The organism is Bacillus sp. CH_70, from assembly GCF_038007045.1.
GTDB lineage: Bacteria > Bacillota > Bacilli > Bacillales > Bacillaceae_G > Bacillus_A > Bacillus_A cereus.
Genome location: NZ_JBBOWL010000001.1, coordinates 4,173,805 through 4,198,793, shown reverse-complemented (window position 1 = coordinate 4,198,793; position 24,989 = coordinate 4,173,805). Strand labels below are relative to the sequence as shown.

The window sequence follows — 24,989 nt, the reverse complement described above, 5'->3', positions numbered from 1 at the left end:
AAATGAGAGCAAAGACAAAGTTAATTCATGGTATTCGCATAGGAGAACCTTCAACTGGATCTGTAAACGTACCGATCTATCAAACAAGTACGTACAAACAAGAAGCGGTTGGTAAGCATCAAGGATATGAATATTCACGTACAGGCAACCCAACACGTGCAGCTTTAGAAGAAATGATTGCCGTATTAGAAAATGGTCATGCTGGATTTGCATTCGGTTCTGGAATGGCTGCTATTACAGCGACAATTATGTTGTTCTCAAAAGGTGACCACGTTATTTTAACAGATGATGTTTATGGTGGAACGTATCGTGTTATTACGAAAGTATTAAACCGCTTCGGTATAGAACATACATTTGTAGACACAACAAACTTAGAGGAAGTTGTAGAAGCAATTCGTCCAAATACGAAAGCTATCTATGTGGAAACACCAACGAACCCATTACTAAAAATTACTGATATTAAGAAAATATCTACTCTTGCTAAAGAGAAAGATTTATTAACAATTATTGATAATACATTCATGACGCCATATTGGCAGTCGCCGATTTCTTTAGGAGCAGACATTGTACTTCATAGTGCAACGAAATATTTAGGAGGTCATAGTGACGTAGTTGCAGGTCTAGTAGTGGTAAATAGCCCACAACTAGCAGAAGACCTTCACTTTGTACAAAACTCAACAGGAGGTATTCTTGGACCACAAGATAGCTTCTTACTACTTCGCGGTTTAAAAACATTAGGAATTCGTATGGAAGAACATGAAACGAATTCACGCGCTATTGCTGAATTCTTAAATAATCATCCAAAAGTAAATAAAGTATATTACCCAGGTCTTGAATCACATCAAAACCACGAATTAGCAACAGAACAAGCAAATGGATTTGGTGCTATTATTTCGTTTGATGTAGATAGTGAGGAAACATTAAATAAAGTACTTGAGAAACTGCAATACTTTACACTTGCTGAAAGCTTAGGAGCAGTAGAAAGTTTAATTTCTATCCCATCTCAAATGACACATGCATCAATCCCAGCAGATCGCCGTAAAGAATTAGGAATTACAGATACATTAATTCGTATTTCTGTCGGTATTGAAGATGGTGAAGATTTAATTGAAGATTTAGCACAAGCGCTAGCGTAATAAAAAATGCACTGCTAATGTGGAGCAGTGCATTTTTATTATGTTAATTTGTGAAATATTTCACAAATTAGACATACACAAATGAAATGATTTCATGTATATTGAATTCATGAAATGTTATTCACGAGTAAACTTGTGAAATGTTTCACAAACAATGGGATTCATGTAGGACGGTAACTCTATTTTTTTTCGCTAATCGGGACTTTTTATGACCTATAGGGACTTATAAAGACCGTGATAACAGAATAGGAGGAAATTTACATGGTAGTCAAAGAGAAAGTTGTCAATGAAATGCAAGAGGTAAAAGAGATGATTGATACGTTAGTAAATAACGGTCAACAAGCTTTACAAGCATTAGAAAGTTTTACACAAGAGCAGATTGACAACATTGTTCATGAAATGGCATTAGCAGGTGTTGATCAACATATGCCACTTGCAAAATTGGCTGTTGAAGAAACAGGCCGTGGTGTCTATGAAGACAAATGCATTAAAAATATTTTTGCCACTGAATATATTTGGCATAGTATAAAGCAAGATAAAACGGTAGGAATTATTCACGAAGATCCTCATGAAGAAATAATAGAAATTGCAGAACCTGTCGGTGTAGTAGCTGGGGTAACACCAGTAACGAATCCAACGTCGACAACAATGTTTAAAGCTTTGATTGCGATAAAAACGAGAAATCCAATTATTTTCGCATTTCATCCTTCTGCACAAAATTGTTCGGTGGCAGCAGCGAAAACCGTATATGATGCAGCAATGAAAGCTGGTGCACCAAAACATTGTATTCAATGGATTGAAAGACCGTCTGTCGAAGCGACGAAACAATTAATGAACCATGAGGGTGTGGCACTCGTTCTAGCAACTGGAGGCGCTGGTATGGTGAAATCAGCTTACTCTACTGGAAAACCAGCGCTAGGTGTAGGTCCTGGTAATGTACCGTGTTATATAGAAAAATCAGCACATGTAAAACGAGCTGTTAATGATTTAATTTTATCGAAAACATTTGATAACGGTATGATTTGTGCATCGGAACAAGCAATCATTGTCGATAAAGAAATCTATGATGATGTTAAAACAGAAATGATCGAAAACAATTGTTACTTTGTAACAGAAGAAGAAAGAAAAAAATTAGAAAAGCTCGTTATAAATGAGAATACATGTGCAGTAAATAGTGATATTGTAGGGAAATCAGCACAGTATATTGCCGAATTAGTTGGGATTACTGTTCCTGAACATACAAAAATGCTTGTAGCTGAAATTCAAGGTATCGGAGCAGCATACCCGTTATCTCGTGAGAAACTGAGCCCAGTATTAGCCTGTGTGAAGGCGAATTCATTAGAAAAAGGATTTACATATTGCGAAGAAATGTTGAACCTCGGTGGTTTAGGACATTCAGCAGTTATTCATTCTACAAATAAAGAAGTGCAAAAGCAATTTGGATTACGTATGAAAGCTTGCCGTCTCATTGTAAATGCACCTTCATCACAAGGTGGAATAGGGGATATATATAACGGATTTATTCCATCACTTACACTTGGTTGTGGTTCTTACGGAAAAAATTCAGTTTCCCAAAATGTAACAGCGACTCATTTATTAAATATAAAAAGGCTGGCAAATAGAAAAAAGAATATGCAGTGGTTCAAATTGCCACCAAAAATTTATTTTGAAAAACATGCTACAGCGTATTTAGCAAATATGCCTAACATTTCACGTGCATTTATTGTAACGGATCCTGGAATGGTTGAACATGGCTATGTGGATACAGTCACGCACTATTTAAACAAGCATGCAAATGATGTGAAAATTGAAGTTTTCTTTGAGGTCGAACCAGATCCATCAGATGAAACTGTCTTTAAAGGTGCGGAAATGATGAGAAGCTTTAAGCCGGATGTAATTATCGCACTTGGTGGTGGTTCAGCTATGGATGCAGCAAAAGGAATGTGGTTATTCTATGAGCATCCAGAAACGACATTCTATGGCATTAAACAGAAGTTTTTAGATATAAGAAAACGTACATGTAAATATCCGGAATTAGGAAATAAGGCGCAGTTTGTTGCGATTCCAACAACATCAGGAACAGGATCAGAAGTGACACCATTTGCGGTTATTACAGATAAGAAAAATAATATAAAGTATCCGCTCGCAGATTATGAATTAACACCAGATGTAGCAATTGTTGATCCACAATTTGTAATGACAGTACCACCACATGTAACAGCAGATACTGGTATGGATGTTTTAACACATGCAATTGAGGCGTATGTGTCTGTTATGGCAAATGACTATACAGATGGATTAGCATTAAAAGCTATTGATCTCGTATTCAAATATTTACCGAGAGCATATAAAGATGGAAATGATGAAGAAGCACGGGAAAAAATGCATAACGCTTCTGCAATTGCAGGGATGGCATTTGCAAATGCTTTTCTAGGTATTAATCACAGCTTAGCACATAAAATTGGTCCAGAATTCCATATTCCGCACGGACGTGCAAATGCAATTCTTATGCCGCATGTAGTCCGCTATAATGCTATTAAGCCAAGAAAACACGCATTGTTCCCAAAATATGAGCACTTTGTAGCAGATGAACGCTATGCACATATTGCGAGAATGCTCGGGCTGCCAGCAAGCTCAGTAGCAGAAGGTGTGGAATCACTCGTCAAAGCAATTATTGAGCTTGGAAAAAGCTTAAATATTAATATGAGTATTGCAGGACAAGGGGTAGATAAAGAGCAATTTGAAGAGGTTGTTGGAGTATTAGCAGAAAGAGCTTTTGAAGATCAATGTACAACTGCTAATCCAAAGTTACCGCTTATTTCAGAGCTGAAAGAAATTTATATGGAAGCATATAAAGGTGAATAATGATTAAAAAAGAGCCGCAGTAAAGCGGCTCTTTTTTTGTTGGAAAACATCTCCCAGAATGGCTGTATTTACTGGTCTTTCAGTTTCATAGAATATGATAAAGTGAAATGGAGGAGTGAGAATATAATGAAAGAATTACAAGGAAAAATAGAAGATTATACTAGGTTCGGACAAATTCTTCTCGCTGTAAGTACATTGTTAATGGTTGGCTTGTTGATTCCGGATGGAGCAAAAGAGACAATCCAATTTTTTGTTATGATGGGGAGCATCGTTATATTTTTAAGTTTATCGTTCTTTTTCTTTCAGCGTGTGAAAGTGATGCGTGACCAGTTAGAGGAAAACGAATGTGAATAATATTGTTAACTAGAGCGCGGCGAAAAGAAAGAATCTTTTTGTCGCGCTTTTTGTTTTTTGTAGAAAAATGTATGCGTTTCATGTTGACAATGATAATCCTTATCAATTAAAGTATAATAGTAGTTAATGATTATCATTATCAATTAGAGGTGAAGGAATGAAAAAATCTATTACGCTATTTACAGCGATTTTATCTATTTTTTTCTTGTTAATAGGTTGCAGTGCCAAAGGGGACGAGAAAGCGTCTGCAACCAAAACAGAAAAAGGAAAAGAAAAAATCGAAATTACCGACCTGTCAGGGAGAAAGGTAACATTCGATAAAGTACCAGAAAGTTTTGCAACATTAAGTATGGGAGACATGGATATTATTCATGCTTTAGGTGGAAAAGTAGTAGGTCGTCCGGATACGAAATTAACTCTTCCAGAGGAGTTAAAGAAAGCAAAAGTAATCGGGAATGCACATCAACCGAACTTTGAGCAAATTGCTAGTTTAAAGCCCGATGTACTTGTTGCTAACAATGGATTCCAAAAGAATGTGCCAACGGTTGAAGGACAGGGAACGAAAGTAATCATTTCTTCTGCGAATTCTGTACAAGATATTCAAAAGAATATTGAATTATATGGAACGGTAATGAAGAAAGAAGATAAAGCAAAAGAACTTAATCAAAAAATCAATGATCAAATGAAGAAATATGAGAAAAAGAGCGATGTGAAAGCATTGCTAGTGTATGGCGCACCAGGTACTTATTTAGCGGCATTACCAACATCTTTATCAGGTGATGTTTTAGAAAAAACAGGCGGGAAAAATATTGCTTCTGATTTTCCAGAAACGAAAGAATATCCGCAATATGCACAGCTAAGTGTAGAACGTATTATTGAGGCGAATCCAGATGTCATTTATTTAATTACACACGGAGATCCCAAAAGTGTGAAAAAAGCATTCGAAGGCGAAATGATGAAAAATGAAGCGTGGAAAAATTTAGATGCAGTAAAACAAAACCGCGTAGTTATTTTGCCACCTGATTTATTTGGATCTAATCCTGGGACAAAAGTTACAGAAGCAATGGACTTTATGTATAAAAGTATACAAGATGTAAGGAAATGATACGTATGGAAAGTAGTGAAGTAGTAAGAGAAAAGGAACATCCTTTTGCGAAAAAAAGATGGATAATAGCAGTTACTTTAGTTGTATTAACAATTCTAGGCCTCTTTTACGGACTTTTCGCAGGAAGTTTATCTTTTTCTGTACGAGACATTCTAACAGGTATACAAGATGAAGGTTCGACAGTTCATCGAATTGTATGGGATCTTCGCATACCGAGAGTTCTCGTTGGGTTTATAGTAGGAACATGTTTAGCTGCATCTGGTACACTGCTGCAAGGGGTTATGAGAAACCCTCTTGCAGATCCTGGTATTATCGGGGTTTCATCTGGAGCAGGCCTTGTAGCAATTGTCATCATGATTTTATTCCCACAGCATCTAGCTTTTTTACCACTAGGGGCGTTTTTAGGAGCTTTCATAACAGCGATGGTTATTTATGCTTTATCATGGCAAAAAGGGGCACCACCTTCAAGAATCGTCTTAGTAGGAGTGTCAATCAATGCATTAATTGGTGCAGCAACGTCAGCTTTAATGTTATTACATAGTGACAAAGTACAATCCGTGTTACCGTGGCTAGCGGGCGGCATTGGTGGTGTAAGTTGGGCACATTTAAACATGATTATTTATTATGCAATATTCGCCATTATATTAGCTTTCTTTGGTATTAAGCATATTCGAGTGTTAATGCTTGGAGATGAAATGGCAAAACTATTAGGACATAATGTGGAAAAAAGTCGGTTTTATTTAATCGTAGTAAGTACATTATTAGCTGGAATTGCGGTAAGTGTGTCTGGTCTTATTGGATTTGTCGGTCTTGTCGTACCACATATGCTACGTTTATTAGTTGGAAATGATTATAGATATTTGCTACCTTTATCATGCCTTGGCGGCGGGGTATTACTTGTTTTTGCAGATGCAATAGCTCGAAGTTGGTTTGACCCAATCGAATTGCCTGTTGGTATTTTACTGTCCTTCTTAGGTGGTCCTTTCTTCTTATATTTAATTCATAGAGGAGGAAAACAACGTGATTTCCGTTAACAAAGTGTTTTATGCACACTCTGAAAGATTTCAAATGCAAAATATGAATGTACATATTAAGGCTGGAGAAATCGTTAGTTTAATTGGTCCGAATGGATCGGGAAAATCTACTTTGCTTCGTTTAATAGCAAGGCTACTGAAACAAAGCGAAGGGGACATCATTTTAGATGGGAAAAATATTCATATGATGAAGAGTGCTGATGTAGCGAAGCAATTAGCGATGTTACCACAAATGCATGATCATCAATTAGATTTGACAGTGAAAGAACTAATTGAGTTCGGAAGAGGTCCACATAAATCATGGAGTAGCCGCTTAAATAAAGAAGATGAAGAAATTGTTGATTGGGCATTGTCTGTTACAAATCTTGAAGGGTATGAATATCGTCTTTTACATTCTTTATCAGGAGGGGAACGGCAACGTGCTTGGATTGCGATGACGCTAGCGCAACGTACAAATGTCTTATTATTGGATGAACCAACAACCTTTTTAGATATCGTTCACCAGTTGGAAGTAATGGAACTTGTGAAACGATTAAATGAGGAGTTTGGAATGACAATTATAATGGTTTTACATGACATTAACCAAGCTGCTCAATATAGCGATCGTTTACTCGTATTAAAGCGAGGAAAGATTCAGTATGATGGTATACCAGAAGAAGTACTATGCCATGAAATGTTTCAACATGTATTTGGCATAGATGTAGATATTTTTCAAGGAAATGACAAACCGTTTTTTACACCGAAACGAATTTCTAGAAGGGGAGAAGAGCGATGCAAACAGAAGAGCGTATTACCACTGAATTAGTAAGAGAATTTGTTATGGCAGCTCACGGGAATTTAGAGAAAGTACAAGAGCTATTAGCTGAATCGCCAAGCTTACTTCACGCCTCTTATAATTGGGGTGGATCAGATTGGGAAAGTGCGTTAGGTGCATCGGCACATGTAGGTCGTAAAGATATTGCTCTTTATTTACTAGAAAAGGGTGCTCGGATGGATATTTTTGCAGCAGCTATGCTTGGTGAATTAGAAGTTGTACAAGCTATTTTAGTAGCTCAACCAGAAGCATTGCGTGCATCTGGCCCTCATGGTATTTCTCTTCTTCAACATGCACGAATGGGTGGAGAGAAATCTAAGCGTGTATATGATTATTTAGCAATACTATCTTAATGAACGAAGGAAGTTCTTATGTGCGGTAAACTTTTCACTTGAAACAATTGGAAAGTTTACCGCCCGTTAGAACGGGATAAGTATCTAGTATATTTGAAAATCCTACACCCCCCTCAATTGTAGTTTTCTTTATGCTAGTTATGATATGGATGCAGTGGACAATATTTGTCTACTGCTTTTTTTAGTTATTAAGAATGAATATTCTGTATTTTATTGTTGGTTCATTTATCCCGCTATTTTCCAGGCAGTAAGACTCCCGCCTAAAAATTCGGCTAAAGCAAAGAAGTTAGACGGGAGATACACTGCCCGTAAACGCCTGGTTGGTGAAGGCTAATAATCAGTGGGGATGAACAAAATTTCCCACTGATTAAAGTTTCACTTTATAATAAATAGTAACATTTCGTATACACACAAAACGTGATCGTGAAATGAAGAAAAAATTAGTGGAAAGGAGTGCCAGCATGTTTCATACAGAACGTTTACAAATTCGCAAATATACAATGGATGATTTACAGTTCTACGCTTCACTGTGGGGGAACGAGAAGGTAATGCGTTATATTGGAAATGGGACGTTAAAAACATATATGCAGTGTAAAAAAAGTCTGGAGGAATGGGTGATTCCTAGCTATAAAAACGGTCTCGGTTTATTTGTATTGATTGAAAAGGAAACGGGAACAAGAATTGGTCATGCAGGGCTGGTAAAGCAGAAGATAGATGGAAAAGAGGAAATTGAAATTGGTTATTGGTTACTTCCTCAGTATTGGGGAAAAGGGTATGCAAAAGAAGCGGCGGCAGCATTTCGTGACTATGGTTTCCAAGCATTACGAATGAATAAATTAATTTCTCTTATTAATCCGAATCATCCCGCCTCAATATTTGTTGCTAGAAAAACCGGGCTCAGCTATGAGAAAACAACGTCATTTCATGGAATCGATGTTCTAGTTTATTCTATTAAGCGTGTTGGATGAAAAAATTACTTTTTTAAAGGTAAATTGCATTTTTTGAAGAATGGTATATGAAAATAAAGGGAGGGGTTACATGTACATTTATCATAATGGACTTATTATTCGTGAGGGAACGAGTAGCGTACCAGCATATGCAATTAAAGCTTTGTTTGAAGATGCTGGTTGGAGTAATGATAATATCCCTTCTTGGCAAATTGAAAAATTTACGATAGCATTCGAAAATTCAACATGGGCTTTCACAATTTGGGATGAGGAAGAGATGGTTGCGATGGTTAGAGTCATTTCTGATGGAATTATGATTGCGAACATAGTAAATTTAGTTGTGAAGTGTGAATATAGAGGGAAGGGATTAGGTAAGAAGCTTGTAGCTCTTTGCCTGCAAAAACTTCCCCACGGTGATTGGTTTGCGCATACATCAGCGAACAATTTTGATTTTTATAGAAGTTGTGGATTTGAAGTTAGAGAGCTATCGAGAAATGGAACATGTGCGTATTATGGATACCAAGTCGCGAAAAGAGATGGTCACCGATAAATGAATGGAAAGTAAAAAAGTATAGCGAGGTAATTTTGAGACTTTTGATAATAGAGAATGGATTGAGGCTCGTTTTATGATAAAATAAAAGAAAATTCTGTTTATTATTAGGGGGATAAAAATGAGTGTAAAAGCTGGGGATGTATTTAAATATGAAAGAAGATTTACTGAGGAAGAAGTTTTTGAATTTTCAAATATTACCGGTGATAAAGGTAGACACCATGTGGAATACGATGAAAATGGAAGATTAATGGTTCATGGTTTATTGACTGCTAGCATTGGGACGAAAGTGGGAGAAGAGTTACATTACATAGCAAGAGAATTAGTAAGTGAGTTTATTAGACCAGTTTTCACAGGAGATACGATCACTTGTGAACTAACTTTAACAAATGTTGAGCAAATGGAAGGCTATAAAAAAGTTTCAATCGAGTCAGTTTATCGCAATCAGCATGAAAAGACTGTACTAGTTGGGACAAGTTATGGAATTATAAGGGGATAAAAAAGAAGCCTGTTTAACAGGCTTCTTTTTTTTATTATTTAATAAACACGTTTTCGATTTTCCGCATAACTAGAGATGAGTAATAATGCAGTTTCTTCTCCTATATTACGAACAATATGAGGAACGCATGCATTCCATGAGAAAGAATCACCTTCTTCTACAATTGCAATATCTTCACCGTGCTGAACTTCTAGTTTTCCGCGTAATACAAGGTGACATTCTTCCCCTTCATGGGCATTTGGTGAGTTTTCTTTCGGGAATCCAGTAGGGATTTCTACTAAAGATAGGCGAAGGCCCCCTTGCTCCGCAACATGTTCAATTCTTTGCTCATCTTTGCCGTATACACTGTATTTCCGTTCTTCTTTTTTGACAATTTTTAATCGATCTTTTTGCTCTAACAATAAATAGGGAAGGGGAACGTTTAAAAAATTGGAGATCGTTTCTAAAGTTGAGATAGATGGTGATGTTTTATTATTTTCAACCTGACTCATAAATCCTTTAGAAAGACCTGTTCCCTCGCAAATTTGTGCAATTGTTATGCCTCTACGTTGACGAATTTCACGTATTGCAGAACCAATATTCATAAAATCAAGCTCCTTTTTGTAAACAACTATTTGTATCATAGCAAAAAAAATATATTTTTTCCCAGTGAAAATGAATTGACGAATAAAAAAAATTAGTGTATGTTTTGTAATGTAAATAAAAGTTTTGTATAAGGGAACTATAAAGGAGAGAATGAAATGAATCAACATATTGGTAACTTAATTATTCGTATCGTGTTAGGGGTAACATTCTTCATGCACGGTTTAACAAAATTCCAATCAGGAATTGACAATATTGCAGGATGGTTTACAAGTATTGGTTTACCAGGAGGACTTGCATACGGTGTAGCAACGTTTGAATTAGTTGGAGGTCTATTATTAATTCTAGGTTTAGGTGTAAGATATATTGGATTATTATTTGCACTTGTTATGGTTGGAGCAATCGTAAAAGTGAAATGGTCAGCTGGTTTATTGGGAGATGGAAAAAATCCTGGTTTCGAATTAGAACTTGCATTATTAGCAATGGGTGCATACTTATTTGTTGCAAAAGCTGATGGTTTTGTAGATAATTTCTTAAAAGAAAAAATGTCAAAAAAGAACTAATTTAAATGGGGGGGCTAACAAGATGAGTTTTCAACTTCATCCCGATACAACACTTGATGTTGTTCATTTATACGTATCTAATGTAAAGAAATCACTAGAGTTTTATACGGAAGTACTAAGTATGAAGGTGCTAAGAGAAGAAGAAGCAGTCGTTACATTTGGGAATGAAAATGATGAACCACTTCTTATCATTGAAGAAAAGAAAGAAGCTTTTCCGAAGCAAAGAGGAAGAACAGGGTTATATCATTATGCAATTTTATTACCAAGTAGACAGGATTTAGCGAATGTTCTTCGTCATCTTGTAGAGATGGTATATCCACTACATGGCGGAGCCGATCATTACTTTAGTGAAGCTCTTTATTTAGCTGATCCAGATGGAAACGGGATTGAAATTTATCATGATCGACAAAAAGAAGTTTGGCGTGATGAGAATGGAGAACTCCCATTTGTTAGTAACCCGTTAGCTGGTGAAGAATTATTACAGCAAGGAAGTACATGGAATGGCTTTCCAGCTGGTACTGTGATGGGGCATATTCATTTTCATGTAGCTGATTTAGAGGAAGCGAAACGTTTCTATGTTGATGGTCTTGGTTTTGAAGTAACGATTCCAGCTCGTAATGGAGCATTGTTCGTATCTGCAGGTGGTTATCATCATCATATCGGTTTAAATACATGGCAAGGTGAAGGGGTACCACCGCAAATGCCAGGTTCTGTTGGTTTGAAATATTTCACAGTTGTACTAGCGAATGAAAAACAAAAAGAGCAAGTATGTGAAAGCTTAAAAAATATTGGCAAGATTGCTACGTACAAAGATGGAATATTACAAGTCGAGGATCCATTTGGACATTGTATCCATTTCAAAATAAAAGGAGAAGCCTAAAAAGGCTTCTCCTTTTATTTTCTTATAATTGCTTTTTCGTTTTGTAAAAATAGTTCATCAAATTGTTTTGCAAGCTCAAAATCTAGTTTCGTTAAACCTTTTGCATTCCAAGATGACAAAGTAATAATAACTGCTTTATACTGGATAAGGATAAATGGATGGTGATTATGTTCTTCTGATAGTTTGGCGGCTTCAGAGACAAATTCGACTCCTTTTAAGTAGTCGGAAAACATATATTTTCGTTCAATCCATTTCTCATCTTTTACCATCCATTTATCTACCTTCAATAATTCTTCGTGAACTTGTTCTTCAGTTAATCTTAGCATCATTTTTCACATCCTTTACTGGAAGTAACGCAAGACCATTGTTAATAAGGCGTGTTACAGCTTCGTCAGTTGTGAAAGTAGAAAGTTGATGTAGTAATGCTGCCGATGTTTCATGCCCTTTGTTATGCTCTAAAAGTAACTCTAATACTTCAAGGCGCAGCAACCATTCTTTCGCATAAAATTTATTTAATACTTCTTGAATTGCTACTAATTGATCGATATGCGCGTCGTGTAAAATCCCCTCACTTCGAATATCTCGAACTGTTTGATACATACGTTCAAGTTCATTCAGTACAAGTGGAGCAGGAATTTCGTGAACTTCTTCATCCATTGGGAAAAATGCTGCGGCATCTGCGGCACCTGGGAATACTGAAGTGATTTGTGAGCCAACAGCCATATCAAATGCGCCCCATGAAGCATCAAATAAAACGCGGGCGTTATAAGTAACTGTGCAATCGATAAAGGAAATAAGAGCAATTTTCTTATCGTTTTTTACAATATCTGTTACTGTTCCTTTTACATGAATACCACTTGCAAAAGTAAACTCAGCGATAGTTCCAATTGTAATTCCTAATGATTGTAGTTGTTCGTCTGTACAATTTTCTAATGCAATATTTTCAGTGAGTAATCCAATCGGTGTTCCAAATCCGTCACTGTGTACAGAAGTAGAATGATTTGCTAACTGTTTATTATGAAGCGCTAATGCCGTTGGCGAATTTGTTCGCATGTAAATTAATTCACCTGCATCGTTTTCAATTGTCTCGCTAAATGTACCTGTAATTTGTAATCCACTATTTAGCTCAGCTGTTGCATAGTTCTCAGAGCGAATTGCTTTTTCTAAACCTTCTTTTCCACCTGTTTTAAAGGCCATTGTTTTAGAAAATGTTTCAAGCGCATCTGTTAATTCTTCAAAGGATTCACAAACAAATAGTTGTGGTTGCATTTTTGTTACGTCATAAGTTGTCCCTATACATGCTTCGATAGAAAATGGAACCTTTTCTACAGCGTCTGTTAAGCAATGTTTGCTTTCGCCAACAGAAGAAAGGAGACCAGCACCATATATCTTTGGATCATCTATATTTCCGATCAATCCATATTCTACTGTCCACCAGAAAAGACGTGAAATTTGTTCAGCTTCTGATAAACCAGAAACTAAGTTTTGTTTTTCAATTACAGCATTTTCAGCAGCCTTAACTTCATCAGGAGTAGAAGTAGGGCTTTCTTTCACTATCGTTAATGTACGAACAGCTTCAAATGCATCATGTTCTTCTTTTGTAGAGAAAGCTTTTGCACCAATTTGCCCAAAACGTTTCACATATTTTGCATATGTAGGATCAAGTAAAATCGGTGCGTGTCCTGCGGCTTCGTGTACGATATCTGGAGCTGGTGTGTACTCGATATTTTCTACTTTCCGAATATCTGTTGCGATCGGTAGTAATCCGTGTCCTTGAAAATCGAAGAATGCTACGCCGGGAATAAGTCCGTCAATCGTTACAGCGCCCCAGCCACTTGGTGCCAAACACTCATTCATTTCTTCTACTTTTGGAATTGCATCTATATTAATACCAGATGATTGTAGTCCGTTCACATAGGCTGGATGAGCAACGTCTTTTAAGAAGCTATGATTTTGTCTCATAATGTAACGCCACACAGCGTGATTCACCGGTGTGTATTGATCATAATGTTGTGTGGATACGAATGGTTTTAAATGCGATGGAATTTCTGTTTTCTTTGTCATTTAGACATCCTCCTTTTTTTCTATAAAATTGAATATCGATTTCGTATAGCTTGTATCACCTCCCTTCATTATTTGTAAGCGCTTATAAAATTTTATCATAAGATTCGGAATTATTTAACATCTGTTTCAGTGAGAAATAGAAAAAGCCCCTATCGGAAAATCCGATAGGGGCGAAAGAATCGCGGTACCACCCTATTTGTAAGTGAAAATATACTTACATCTCAATTAATGATAACGGAAAAATTCCGTCTTTTCCTTCATGCATAAAAGCACTACGAAAAAGAAGCTCCAGAATTGTAATTCATACTTATATATGTGCTAATTTCCACCGACCATTAGCTCTCTGTAACAGGGATATAAGATACTACTGCGATTCTTTCAACGCGTATATATGAAATTGTGTAAGAGGATGGACGCAAAAAAGTCCCTATCGGAAAATCCGATAGGGACGATAAAAATCGCGGTACCACCCTATTTGTAAACAACTAATTGTTTACCACTCACTTTACGATAACGGAAAGATCCGTCTTTCTCTTCATGCATAAAAAGCATTACGGGAAAGAAGCTCCAGAATTGTAATTCACGCTTGTATATGTACTGATTCGCACCAACCATCAGTTCTCTGAGACAGTGATATAAGTCGCTACTAGTATTCCTTCAAAGCCGATATATAATTCGTTCAACTAAACTATGTTTTGTATTATAAAACTATATTAAAAAAATTGTCAACAAAAATTTTTTATCCCGTGTTAATGAGCAGTAAAATTCCTACCTCAAAATTCGGTTGGAGCAAAGAAGTGAGATGGGAGATTAACTGCCCGTAACTCCCGATTGGTGAAGGGTAATAATCAGTGGGGATGAACGAAATCTCTACTGATTAAAGTTTCACTTTATTTCACTTCTAAATTAACAGTTAAATTAGAGGTATTGCCAGCTGCATCAGTTGCTACAATGTGAATAGTATTTTTTCCTTCTTGTAATTGAGTACGATCGAAATAAATGTCATAGCTTTTCTCCCAAGGGTTCAGGAATGCCTGGTCCCATACACCATTTCCGTTAATTTCATATTGCATTCTCACTGGAATACCAGGTGCTATCCAACCAGATTCTGACATCCAATCTAGTAGAATATCATCAACTTTTCCTCTAATTACGAGATTTTCTTGGTCAACTTTGTATGTTAACTTAGGTGCAGTTTGATCAAGAAATACAGCAGCTGTTTGTTTTGTTTCTCCGCCAGAATTAGAAGCAACTGCTTCGATTTGATATAGCCCGTCAGCTAAAGGAGTTCCATCGGTTTTTGTACCATTCCATTTGAAAGGTTTGTATCCAGGAGTTGCATTTTTAGCTTGATGGATAATCCCTTGATACGTTACACGTTCTTTCGTAACTAAATTTGCATGCAATGTTACATCATCCACAGGCGCAACTAAATAGTAGTTGATGAGATTATCATCTAGTACGTGGTCGCCATTTGGGCTAAAAGTAGAATTAATAATTTCAAGTCCATCGATACGTTTATAATCTTTAGGATCGATACTAAATGTGAATGGAATTCGAATTTCTTCTTTTGCCCCTTGTTCTTTTACATATACATTTCCAGTATACACACCTTGTGGTAGTGAGCTATCTACAGTGATAGTAAATGGTTTTTCGGTACTACTATTCGGTTGAATGCTAATCGATGAAGGGACAGAAGCTTTTAATTTTGTGTTTGTGTTTGCATCTAGTAACTCCACACGAGTTACAAAACTTTTCTTTTTACTAGAAAGGTTTTGTAATGTAACATTTTGCGTCAGTTTTACTTTTCCGCTATTTGGCTTAATAAGACCAAAGCTGACATTGTTAGGTTTTACTAATACATTTGTTTGAGCTGCTTTCGGAATGTTAATTAAACCTGATCCTTGTGCCATAACAGGGTATGTATTTTCATTGACATCATGTAATGTTTTTGCATTGTTAGCAAGAGCCGCTTTCAATTGTTCTGTCGTCCAATCAGGATGCATTTGACGCAAGAGGGCAACCGCTCCAGCTACTTGCGGAGCAGCCATACTTGTTCCGTTATGCGATTCATAGCCGCCTCGCGGTACTGTACTAGTAATTTGTACTCCAGGTGCAACAACATCAGGCTTTATTAGCCAACTTCCTTGTGATGGTCCTCTTGAACTAAAGTTACCGATAAGTTCTGTTTGCTTTGGTTGTCCAATTTTTATATTTTTCTTTCGTTTTGTAATTAAAGTTTTTAATTCTTCCCCATTTGTATTTGATAATTGCATTACTGGGACAGCTAGATGTTCACGTGAAAAATATTCCGGCATCATATTAATTTCTTTTTCGCTAGAGATTAATAACACACCAAGTGCCTCAGCTTGCTTCGCTTGTTCTGATTTTACTAATGTACTAGAAGTACCTTGTAAAATAAGTGCGAATTTCCCTTTCACATCTTGTTTTGCATAATCACTTGGATTGCCATAACCAACGTATACAAGAGGGGAATCATTTCCTATTGGAAAATCGGATTTTGATAACGGTAACCCTTGATATGTTTTGCTGGAACCAGCTACTTGGAATGTTGGAAACGGGATAGAAACCGTAGATGCTCCAACAGAAATGACACTACTTGCGTTACCGGGAGCATCAACAGACCAAGGCTTTGGTCCGTCATTTCCATTTGAAACGACAGTAGTAACACCAAGTTTCGCTGCTCGTTCTAACGTTAATGTTACAGGCTGATCAGGTACATTTAAATCCTGCCCAAGGGAGAGGTTTAACACATCCGCACCATCTTGAATCGCTCGCTCAATCCCTTGGATAATATCATCTGTTGTACCAGTTCCACCGTCATTCATTACACGATAGGCTAGAATAGAAGCGTTTGGAGCAACGCCTTTAATTTTTCCATTACCCGCAATAATTCCAGCTACATGAGTACCATGTACGTTACCATCCATTGGATCGCTATCTTCATCAACCGTGTCATATCCACCGATATAATTTGCCTTTAAGTCAGGGTGTGTATAGTCTACGCCAGAGTCGATAATGGCTACTTTCATGCCTTTTCCATCAAGCGGTTTGCCAGATGGATCTTTTAAATTCCACGCTTCAGGTGCACCAATTGTCGGTCCACCGATATTTGGTGCTTCTTCGTTAGTAGTACTTTTTGATGTTTCATGCAATTTATATGTTAAGTTCGGATAGACTGCTTTTACTTCAGGTAAAGAGGCAAGAGAGGTAATTTGATCTCCAGGAACTGAAATAGAGAATCCGGAAAATAACGTATTATACACTTCTTTAATTTTTGCACCAGGTGCTTTTTCTTTTATTTTCTTAGTCGTATCTTCTTGTGCTTTTTTTAGCTCAGCATGATAAGACTGCGCATTACTATTTTGTAAATCTGGAGCATGCTGAATATTACTTTGAGCAGCGAGAGGTGCATGTTGCAATTCTACAATTACTGATATTTCTTTTGTTGTTTTCGTTTCAACATTTTGAGCAATTTTATGTTCTCCCCACTGTTCAATCGTTGTTTTTAATTGTGGACTAAATTGCTTCTCCTTTTGTAGTGATTCAGCATGAGCGCTTAAAGCTCCAAAACTAGAAAAGACAAGCGCCATGCTTAATAGTGTAGATGTAGTTTTTTTCATTGATACTCCCCCTAATAAAAAGTGCCAATATTCAGAAATGTAATCTTACATTTTAGTTAGAACTTATAAATATAAATGTTGGCTAAACTATACTTTCGACATAATTCATACCAATCCTCTATGAATTGAAAATTTCTTGGGGAATTTTTTCTGATTATGTCGAATCGATATTTTTCACATATTGTAGGAAGAAAGTGAGGAATGCTATGAGGGAAATGGAGTGATGGTATGAAAAGGCTAATAGTAAGTGGTAGTGTAGTGTTGTTTATGTTTTTATGTTCTATCGCTATTACTAGCGCAGAAAATAATAGTGTGAAAGTTGCTTTTATTCGTCATCATAACCTTTGGATTAAAGTTGATGGGAAAGAAAAACAACTTACAAAAGGAGAGAACATAACAGGGCCAAAGTGGTCACATGATGGAGAATGGCTGGCATATGTAAAAGGGGAGAAACAAAATGTTCTTGAGTTATATCGGCTGAAAGATGGAAAGAAAGTTACGCCGTTTCACTCAGAAGCATCGAATTATCAATGGTCACCAACAGAAAATATAATTGCATTTATATTTACAGGTACATTGAATACATTTGATGTAGAAAAAAAGAATGCAGATTTTGAAAATGTATCGGCTGGTGTGGGTGATTATGCATGGTATCCTGATGGAAAGAACTTTCTTGTATCCTCTGAAGCGCACTTACTTCCAACAGGATGGACAGGGGCTCAGCTATATGAAGTGCAAAAAGATGCACATATGAATCCTCACAAAATGAAGCATTTGTATGCATTGCCAAATGAACATGATGATTTTCTAGCGCTAGTAGCAAGTGGCTTTAAGTGGTCACCAGATCAAAAGTGGATTTCATTTTTAGCGGTACCGACAGCTTCATGGTCAGCTGATAGTAATACGCTTTGCTTAGTTCGAGCAGATGGTAGTCGGTTTGAAATAGTAGATCAAATGCTATTAAATACAGAATGGTTCAAATGGGCGCCATCAAAAAACATATTGGCTTATATTGAAGGAAGCGGGAGAGTTGCATTAGAGAATAAACATTTAAAAATAAAAGAACTGCCAGTACTCCAGCAGCAAACATTTACGCCGAAAGGATATGTGGATTGGGATTTTACATGGAAGAACAATAATGTAATTATCGTTTCACGAGCAAAAGAGGGAGGGTTTGAAACTCTGCCAGAAAAAAGGCCATTCCCATCTTTATATGAGATAAATAGCACAAGCGATAAACAATATCAAATTACAAAGTCATCTAATAAGCAAGGCGATTATCATCCAATTTTCATGAAGAAGAGCAATCAATTAATATGGATACGTTCAGATCGTAAGAAAGCTGATATATGGATAGCTCATAGTGATGGAAAACATGAAAAGAAGTGGATTGAAAATGTAGATGTACCAGAGTGGCATTATGAGAAATGGAATTGGGAAAATGTTATCTCGGTGAAAGAAGAATAAAAAACTGCCTAAAAGATTGTTTTAGGCAGTTTTTTACTGTTATTTATGTGTTTTATTTGGCTTTTTTTTCGCTGGGTTTCCGTTCCCTTGGCGCTTTCTATTTCGTTCATCTTTTGCTTGTTTTTCATGTAGTGTATCTAAAAATTCATTCGAGTTACTCATGTTTATATCTCTCCTTTCATTTTGTCATGATTACTATAACCATTTAGGAGGATAATCATGAGTTAGAAGTTAGGCACTTAATTTTCTTCGATAATGTAAGTAAAATATTCCATACATAACAAATAGCATGAGTAAAACTTGTAACTCTACATTTGCCTTTAAAATAGCTGCGATAGGGTCTGGTAAGTACGGTGAGTTATCATTTGTGCTTAAACCTAACCATTTATTTAAGAGGCTAATGGTACAAAACATAAAAACACCGGACCAGCTTGCCGTAATTGCTTTTTGTTTAATTTTTGTTTCACGTTCATCATCTGTAATCCAAGGATTAGCAGTTTTATCACTACTAAAGAAGCCGTTTATATATCCCCATACAATCATTCCAATAAAGACAATTATCCATTTCATATATGTAATTCTCCTTTCGGTGTAAAAAGTATTTTACATGTAATATTGTAATATTTTACAAACTTTCGTGTCAAACCTTTTTTACATATCGGTTTTTATACAGCAGGAATAAAGAATGCAATAGGGAAGAAATATGTGTGAGGATTTTATAGTAAGAGGAGACTGAATATGAAAATCGTTTTTGTTCGGCATGGTGAAGGTGAACATACAACGGATTTACCAGAAAGTTTACAAGTGTTTGACCCACCATTGACGAGAGTAGGAAAGGCTCAAGCTAAATTACTTCAACGTGATGTATCATTACAAGAAGCGGATATATTAATTGTTAGTCCTACACTTAGAACTTTACAAACGGCGACAATATGGAGTGCGAAAGTAGCTTGTCAAAAAATAGTCCATCCATATGTATCTCCGCGTATTTTTCCTTATCGAGAAGGAGCGAAAACATTACCGTGCGATTATATAGTAGATCAGGGAATGATAACAAAGTTATTTCCGCATTTTTCGATAGAGAAAAGCTCAAATAATCAGTTATGGAAGGAAGGTATAAACACTATTTCAGAGAATAGTTTTCAGCAAATAGCAGATGAATTTCTTCTTTGGTGTTATGAACTGGGTGCGGAAAGAATTTGCATTGTATCTCACGATGGAACAATTACAGCATATAGGCAATATTTACAGAAAGTCGTTTTAACTAGATCAGATTTTTTGAAAGAAACAGGTATATATGAAATGGATTTATCCCATAAAAGTCTGATTGATAAGGGCTGATTATAGGATGGAGGTTGTTTGTTGAATATTGCATTAGTAGTTGGTTTTAATTCGGATTTAGAGGCGCAATCAATACGAGCATCTCTTGAGTATTTTGGTGCAAGAGTTGTGACATATTGGATTGGTAGACCGAAAGATTTTGTGGAAGTTCTTTCTGGAAAGAACTTATTTAACGATATTAATTATATTATTTTTTGCTTTCATGGTGAAGAAGGGAAGTTTGTCATGGAAGAGTTAGGCGAAGAAGTATATGAACAAGATGAACCGAGAGGGTATTTTGGTAAAGCAGAAATTTATAAATATGCAAAATTGCATAATACACATATTGTAAATAGCGGGTGCACATTAGGGGAGCAAAAACTTGCAAAATCTTTTTTACATAGTGGTGCAAAATCATATATTGGATCGATTGATTATGTAGATGGAAATGCAGCACTTATGTTTACTATACGCTTATTTTATGGGGTTATTAACCATGGGAAAACGTTAGAAGAAGCGTTTCAAGAAGCGAGTTTAATTGATGAGGAGACACATACATTTCGATTCTATAATTAGTATGAAACACGTTTATTCTATATTCGAATAAACGTGTTTCACATTTAACTCACAATTTTTTTACATTTTTTTTAATGAAAATGATTATCACCTGTGGTATGATATGTTCAAGTTTTTACAGGTAATAAAAGTTACTATATAAACGTTAGTTTTTAATGTTTCATACACATGTCATGAATTATTCATAATTAACGTTTGAAAAATAAGTAACTAATGTTATTATATTAACTGTAACTAACTTAATTACAACTTTAGGAGGAAGATATGGTTATTCAATTTTTAAGAGAAAACAAAGCAGTTTCTTTTGTATTAGCAGTAATTCGAGTATATCTTGGTTACACATGGTTAATGGCTGGAATCGGTAAACTACAAGGAAAAGGATTCGATGCAACAGGTTATTTGCAAGGCGCAATTGAAAAATCTAAAGGTGCACAACCGGCTGTTCAATCTTGGTGGGCATCATTCTTACAAGAATTTGCAATTCCAAATGTAGATTTGTTTAATACGCTTGTAACATGGGGAGAAATTTTAGTCGGAATTGGTTTAATTGTAGGCTGTTTAACAAAAACAGCGGTCTTTTTTGGTCTTGTAATGAACTTTTCCTATATGTTTAGTGGGTCAATTGGTGTGAACCCTGAGATGGTTATCTTATCTATGTTTGTTCTTGTTGCCGGTATGAACGCTGGGAAATTTGGAATGGATGGCTTTGTTATCCCGAAAGTATTAGGATCAAAAACTCAAAAACGCCAAAAGCAAGCTGCTTAATATATGAAAACGGGTATCTCAAAATGAGATACCCGTTTATGTTATTTTTCAACTTTGATCGGATTGTTCTTAAAGAAGTCTTGTACATACCCGACAAATTCTTGTGGTTCTTGGCGAAATGGTGCATGATAACCTTTTTCAATAATATGTAAAGTGCTATTTTTTAAGAATTGATGATACGTTTCTCCTTCTTTCCAAGAAACGCTACTATCATTTCTGCCCCATATAATTAAAGTCGGCTGTTTCATTTCATTCGCATTAATTTTAAGACGTCTAGGCCATAGTTTCATTTTGTTATAATGCTCTTCATCGTTACGTTTGAATTTCACTTTGCTCTCATCATAATCAGTAATAGAAGAAACGGCATTTAAATCAGTCGGCAATTGTGGTTTTGGTGAGCCTTGTTTAGTAACGAATGTATGAGGACCACCTGTAGCATCAGTTAAAATAAGGTGAGTAACTGCTTCAGGATATAAATACGTTAAATTTAGAGAAATTTCTCCCCCCATGGAATGCCCCAGTATTGCGAATGAATCATACCCTAGTTTTTTCATTAATTTATAATACAAATTTGCATGAGTTGGAAAAGAATAATAAAAATCCATTGGCTTAGATGAGCGCCCGAATCCTAAAGCATCTACAGAAATAATTGTATGATCTTTTGCTAAATCGGAGTAAATCTTTTGAAAACCATCTGATGACCCTCCAAAGCCATGAATCATAAGTAAAGGTGGTTTTTCATTACCAATCTTTTTAAAGTAAATGGTTTGACCATCTATTTCTACCATTTTTTCCTCGGTAGCTAGTTTAGCTGTAATTGTATTTTTCACTTGCTTTACTTGTTCTACTGGCTTTTCTGCTGCACTACATCCTACTAATAGTGTAAGAGTAAGACAACCTACCATAAAATAGCTAAATCGCTTTAATTAGGTGTCTCCTTTCTAACATAACGCTGTATCTATCATAGCAAATAGCATATTACGATTTCCAGGAAGTTGGCTACCATTTTTTATCATAAGAGGTGAAAGGAGCGTTTCTTGGAAATTTTCTGTTTGAAGAAATTTACGAAATATAAATTGTGAGTGTGGGACATCAATTCGTACTATACCATTCCAACATTCACATATCTTTTTTAATAATTGAATAGCATCTTCTTCTTGCTTGGCGATAAGTGGATGGATACATAATATATTGCCCTTTTGTATGCATAATGAAAAAGCTTCTATACGGTTATTTCTTTCAATTTTAAAAGCGTGTATGGCCCTTGGTAATAGCAAAGAGTAAAGTAGAGAACGATTCACACCAGTTGCAATTTGATCAAGAGAAGTAAGAGATATAAGGTCTTCTTCTCGTACTTGTTTTAAGTGAGAAGGATACGTCTTAGTAGTTTGCTTTTCAAAACGATGAATTGTTGTTGCTGTTTGAAATCCACATGATGTGTATAGAGGTTCGCCAGCTTTTGTCGCAATAAGTGCAATTGGTTGTTTTGGATGAATTTGTTCCAAGCAATGATTTAGCAACATGCGCCCTATTCCTCGTCCTTGAAAATTAGGGTGAACGATTAACATACCAATGGAAGTGAAGTTACTTGTAAAAGGAAATACTCCTCCAGTCGCAATGAGTTTGTTTTCATGAATATAACCTACAAGTGTGCCGATAGAAAGATACATTTCGAATTGCTTTTTCATAAAAATTTCATCGTGTAACCATCCAACAGATTTGCAAAGATTAAGTAATTCAAAAATAAAAGACTCATTTAGCTTTACTATTTTCATAAAGGCTCACCGCATTTCTATTTAATTTCATAAAAATAGAGTCAAAATGTAAAAAAAGAGATTTACGTTAAATGAAATCCAACCTGTTTATATTTAAATTGTAAAGGGCAGGATGGCTGATACGAAGAGACAAAGTTATACAAATTATAACTTATATTTACATAAGTTAACAAAAAATTTACATACAGCTAATTTTCTCTTAATAGTCTTCCATTAAATTTGATAGTGGGAAATGAATAACCTAATTAGGGGGACAAGACAGTGAAAAAGTTTGTGAAAAAAGCATGGCCATTTGCAGTTGTGGCATCATTAGCAGTTACTTCGGTAGCAACATGGAATTTTACTCGTTCTAGTGAGGTTAATGCAGATGAGAACGGAAGCAATGCAAAGATTAAAAATGTTATCGTATTAATTGGGGATGGTATGGGCCCTTCATATATGACGGCTCACCGTTATATGAAAGATAATCCAAAAACCTTTGAAATGGAATCTACAGAATTTGATAAGCATCTTGTAGGAACACAAAAAACATACCCAGAAGATGAGCATGAAAATATTACAGACTCTGCATCAGCAGCAACAGCTATGTCAGCAGGGATTAAAACATATAATGCTGCAATTGCAGTTGATAATGATAAAGCGGAAGTGAAAACGGTTCTTGAGCAAGCGAAAGAAAAAGGGAAATCAACGGGACTTGTTGCAACTTCTGAAATTACACATGCAACACCAGCTGCTTTCGGTGCGCATGACATTAGCCGTAAAAATATGGACGCAATTGCAAATGATTATTTTGATGAGAAAATTAAAGGGAAGCATAAAGTAGATGTTATGCTTGGCGGCGGCGTAAAGAACTTTGTTAGAAAAGATCGTAATCTTACAGAAGAGTTTAAGAAATCTGGTTATAGCTATGTAACGGATCGAGATCAATTGTTAAATGATAAAAATGATCAAATTCTTGGTTTATTTGCACCAGGTGGATTAGATAAAATGATTGACCGTAATGATAAAACACCTTCATTAGAAGAAATGACTAATGCAGCAATTGAGCGTTTGAACAAAAATAAAAATGGTTTCTTCTTAATGGTGGAAGGAAGTCAAATCGACTGGGCTGGACATGATAATGATATCGTTGGTGCAATGAGTGAAATGGAAGACTTCGAAAAAGCTTTCAAAGCAGCGATTGAGTTTGCGAAAAAAGATAAAAATACGTTAGTTGTTGCAACGGCAGACCACGCTACAGGTGGATTATCTTTAGGGGCCAATGGCGAGTATAACTTTAAAGTAGATCCAATTAAAGCTGCAAAACGCACACCAGACTTTATGGCAAATGAGATTGCAAAAGGTGCAAATGTAGAAGAAACATTGAAAAAGTATATTGATTTACAATTAACTCCAGAAGAAATTCAAGCTGTAAATGATATAGCTCCGTCAAAAGATGTAACAAAGATTGATAATGCAATTGAAGATATTTTCAATAAGCGCTCGGTTACAGGCTGGACAACTGGTGGACATACAGGGGAAGATGTGAACGTGTATGCATTTGGTCCAGGTAAATACTTATTCTCAGGCGTTCAAGAGAATACAAATATAGCGAAACGTGTCTTTGATATCGTTGGCGGTGGCGATCCGAATAAAGGAAGACGTTAATTAAGAGCGAAAGTGAGGCGAAATGCCTCACTTTTCTTTTTAGGAGTTG

25 protein-coding genes and 2 other annotated features are annotated in these 24,989 nt (G+C 36.0%); of the genes, 17 read left to right on the top strand and 8 right to left on the bottom strand.

Annotation, left to right across the window (positions count from 1 at the left end; all coding sequences use genetic code 11):
• The first annotated feature begins 2 nt into the window (after positions 1-2).
• The 10 genes from N2V79_RS21450 (at position 3) to N2V79_RS21405 (ending at position 9,657) form a co-directional block, all read left to right on the top strand.
• Positions 3-1,136, top strand: coding sequence for a bifunctional cystathionine gamma-lyase/homocysteine desulfhydrase (locus tag N2V79_RS21450; RefSeq protein WP_001201921.1), 1,134 nt, complete (start codon positions 3-5; stop codon positions 1,134-1,136).
• 261 nt (positions 1,137-1,397) lie between these two features.
• Positions 1,398-4,001 (top strand): bifunctional acetaldehyde-CoA/alcohol dehydrogenase, encoded by a 2,604-nt coding sequence (gene adhE, locus N2V79_RS21445; protein WP_000260463.1) that lies wholly within the window; start codon positions 1,398-1,400, stop codon positions 3,999-4,001.
• A gap of 126 nt (positions 4,002-4,127) precedes the next feature.
• The gene (locus N2V79_RS21440; RefSeq protein WP_000661454.1) at positions 4,128-4,355 is read left to right on the top strand and encodes a YrhC family protein; all 228 of its coding nucleotides are present in this window, start codon (positions 4,128-4,130) and stop codon (positions 4,353-4,355) included.
• Between the two features lie 157 nt (positions 4,356-4,512).
• On the top strand, positions 4,513-5,460 hold the full coding sequence (locus tag N2V79_RS21435; RefSeq protein ID WP_016080223.1) for an ABC transporter substrate-binding protein: 948 nt from the start codon (positions 4,513-4,515) through the stop codon (positions 5,458-5,460).
• Positions 5,461-5,465: 5 nt separating this feature from the next.
• Complete coding sequence (locus N2V79_RS21430) at positions 5,466-6,494, top strand: FecCD family ABC transporter permease (RefSeq protein WP_002082127.1); 1,029 nt, start codon at positions 5,466-5,468, stop codon at positions 6,492-6,494.
• On the top strand, positions 6,481-7,299 hold the full coding sequence (locus tag N2V79_RS21425) for an ABC transporter ATP-binding protein (RefSeq protein ID WP_000626528.1): 819 nt from the start codon (positions 6,481-6,483) through the stop codon (positions 7,297-7,299). Before N2V79_RS21430 ends, N2V79_RS21425 begins: the two co-directional genes overlap by 14 nt.
• Complete coding sequence (locus N2V79_RS21420; protein WP_053565472.1) at positions 7,266-7,661, top strand: ankyrin repeat domain-containing protein; 396 nt, start codon at positions 7,266-7,268, stop codon at positions 7,659-7,661. The genes N2V79_RS21425 and N2V79_RS21420 overlap by 34 nt, the downstream gene beginning before the upstream one ends.
• A gap of 428 nt (positions 7,662-8,089) precedes the next feature.
• On the top strand, positions 8,090-8,629 hold the full coding sequence (locus tag N2V79_RS21415) for a GNAT family N-acetyltransferase (protein WP_002024815.1): 540 nt from the start codon (positions 8,090-8,092) through the stop codon (positions 8,627-8,629).
• A 70-nt stretch (positions 8,630-8,699) separates the two neighbouring features.
• Entirely contained in the window at positions 8,700-9,158 is a 459-nt protein-coding gene (locus N2V79_RS21410) for a GNAT family N-acetyltransferase (protein WP_000276127.1), read from the top strand.
• Positions 9,159-9,279: 121 nt separating this feature from the next.
• A complete protein-coding gene (locus N2V79_RS21405; protein WP_340720204.1) occupies positions 9,280-9,657 on the top strand; it encodes an enoyl-CoA hydratase in 378 nt (125 codons plus the stop codon).
• Positions 9,658-9,695: 38 nt separating this feature from the next.
• On the opposite strand, the gene N2V79_RS21400 is transcribed toward N2V79_RS21405, so the two are convergent.
• Complete coding sequence (locus N2V79_RS21400) at positions 9,696-10,241, bottom strand: helix-turn-helix domain-containing protein (RefSeq protein WP_001020693.1); 546 nt, start codon at positions 10,239-10,241, stop codon at positions 9,696-9,698.
• A 156-nt stretch (positions 10,242-10,397) separates the two neighbouring features.
• On the opposite strand from N2V79_RS21400, the gene N2V79_RS21395 reads away from it, so the two are divergent.
• Both N2V79_RS21395 and N2V79_RS21390 read left to right on the top strand, forming a co-directional pair.
• Positions 10,398-10,802 (top strand): DoxX family protein, encoded by a 405-nt coding sequence (locus tag N2V79_RS21395; RefSeq protein WP_001071553.1) that lies wholly within the window; start codon positions 10,398-10,400, stop codon positions 10,800-10,802.
• 22 nt (positions 10,803-10,824) lie between these two features.
• Positions 10,825-11,682: a VOC family protein gene (locus tag N2V79_RS21390; RefSeq protein WP_000009848.1), complete on the top strand. Its 858-nt coding sequence runs from the start codon at positions 10,825-10,827 to the stop codon at positions 11,680-11,682.
• Positions 11,683-11,696: 14 nt separating this feature from the next.
• Here N2V79_RS21390 and N2V79_RS21385 read toward each other — a convergent pair whose 3' ends face one another.
• The 3 genes from N2V79_RS21385 to N2V79_RS21375 form a co-directional block, all read right to left on the bottom strand.
• Positions 11,697-12,011, bottom strand: a complete 315-nt coding sequence (locus N2V79_RS21385; protein ID WP_000979553.1) for a 4a-hydroxytetrahydrobiopterin dehydratase — start codon at positions 12,009-12,011, stop codon at positions 11,697-11,699.
• Positions 11,992-13,746, bottom strand: coding sequence for an aromatic amino acid hydroxylase (locus tag N2V79_RS21380; RefSeq protein WP_000163188.1), 1,755 nt, complete (start codon positions 13,744-13,746; stop codon positions 11,992-11,994). The genes N2V79_RS21385 and N2V79_RS21380 overlap by 20 nt, the downstream gene beginning before the upstream one ends.
• A 163-nt stretch (positions 13,747-13,909) precedes the next feature.
• Positions 13,910-14,137: a binding site (T-box leader), on the bottom strand.
• 50 nt (positions 14,138-14,187) lie between these two features.
• Positions 14,188-14,416, bottom strand: a binding site (T-box leader).
• 220 nt (positions 14,417-14,636) lie between these two features.
• Complete coding sequence (locus N2V79_RS21375) at positions 14,637-17,390, bottom strand: S8 family serine peptidase (protein WP_340720203.1); 2,754 nt, start codon at positions 17,388-17,390, stop codon at positions 14,637-14,639.
• A 228-nt stretch (positions 17,391-17,618) separates the two neighbouring features.
• Between N2V79_RS21375 and N2V79_RS21370 the strand changes: the two genes are divergently transcribed.
• Positions 17,619-18,857, top strand: a complete 1,239-nt coding sequence (locus N2V79_RS21370) for a TolB family protein (RefSeq protein WP_340720202.1) — start codon at positions 17,619-17,621, stop codon at positions 18,855-18,857.
• A gap of 39 nt (positions 18,858-18,896) precedes the next feature.
• On the opposite strand, the gene N2V79_RS21365 is transcribed toward N2V79_RS21370, so the two are convergent.
• Both N2V79_RS21365 and N2V79_RS21360 read right to left on the bottom strand, forming a co-directional pair.
• Complete coding sequence (locus N2V79_RS21365; protein WP_016512308.1) at positions 18,897-19,019, bottom strand: DUF4023 domain-containing protein; 123 nt, start codon at positions 19,017-19,019, stop codon at positions 18,897-18,899.
• A 69-nt stretch (positions 19,020-19,088) separates the two neighbouring features.
• The gene (locus N2V79_RS21360; protein ID WP_000871151.1) at positions 19,089-19,427 is read right to left on the bottom strand and encodes a hypothetical protein; all 339 of its coding nucleotides are present in this window, start codon (positions 19,425-19,427) and stop codon (positions 19,089-19,091) included.
• A gap of 168 nt (positions 19,428-19,595) precedes the next feature.
• On the opposite strand from N2V79_RS21360, the gene N2V79_RS21355 reads away from it, so the two are divergent.
• From N2V79_RS21355 to N2V79_RS21345, 3 genes are all read left to right on the top strand, one after another.
• Positions 19,596-20,198, top strand: a complete 603-nt coding sequence (locus N2V79_RS21355; protein WP_340720201.1) for a histidine phosphatase family protein — start codon at positions 19,596-19,598, stop codon at positions 20,196-20,198.
• An 18-nt stretch (positions 20,199-20,216) separates the two neighbouring features.
• Positions 20,217-20,753 (top strand): hypothetical protein, encoded by a 537-nt coding sequence (locus tag N2V79_RS21350; protein WP_025118463.1) that lies wholly within the window; start codon positions 20,217-20,219, stop codon positions 20,751-20,753.
• Between the two features lie 264 nt (positions 20,754-21,017).
• Positions 21,018-21,518 carry a DoxX family protein gene (locus N2V79_RS21345; protein ID WP_000236608.1) on the top strand — a complete coding sequence of 167 codons (501 nt, stop codon included), beginning with the start codon at positions 21,018-21,020 and terminating at the stop codon, positions 21,516-21,518.
• A 41-nt stretch (positions 21,519-21,559) separates the two neighbouring features.
• Here N2V79_RS21345 and N2V79_RS21340 read toward each other — a convergent pair whose 3' ends face one another.
• Together N2V79_RS21340 and N2V79_RS21335 are read right to left on the bottom strand one after the other, a co-directional pair.
• On the bottom strand, positions 21,560-22,423 hold the full coding sequence (locus tag N2V79_RS21340) for an alpha/beta fold hydrolase (protein WP_340720200.1): 864 nt from the start codon (positions 22,421-22,423) through the stop codon (positions 21,560-21,562).
• A gap of 36 nt (positions 22,424-22,459) precedes the next feature.
• Positions 22,460-23,293: a GNAT family N-acetyltransferase gene (locus N2V79_RS21335; RefSeq protein ID WP_095690196.1), complete on the bottom strand. Its 834-nt coding sequence runs from the start codon at positions 23,291-23,293 to the stop codon at positions 22,460-22,462.
• Between the two features lie 261 nt (positions 23,294-23,554).
• On the opposite strand from N2V79_RS21335, the gene N2V79_RS21330 reads away from it, so the two are divergent.
• On the top strand, positions 23,555-24,940 hold the full coding sequence (locus N2V79_RS21330) for an alkaline phosphatase (protein WP_000714908.1): 1,386 nt from the start codon (positions 23,555-23,557) through the stop codon (positions 24,938-24,940).
• Positions 24,941-24,989: the final 49 nt, after the last annotated feature.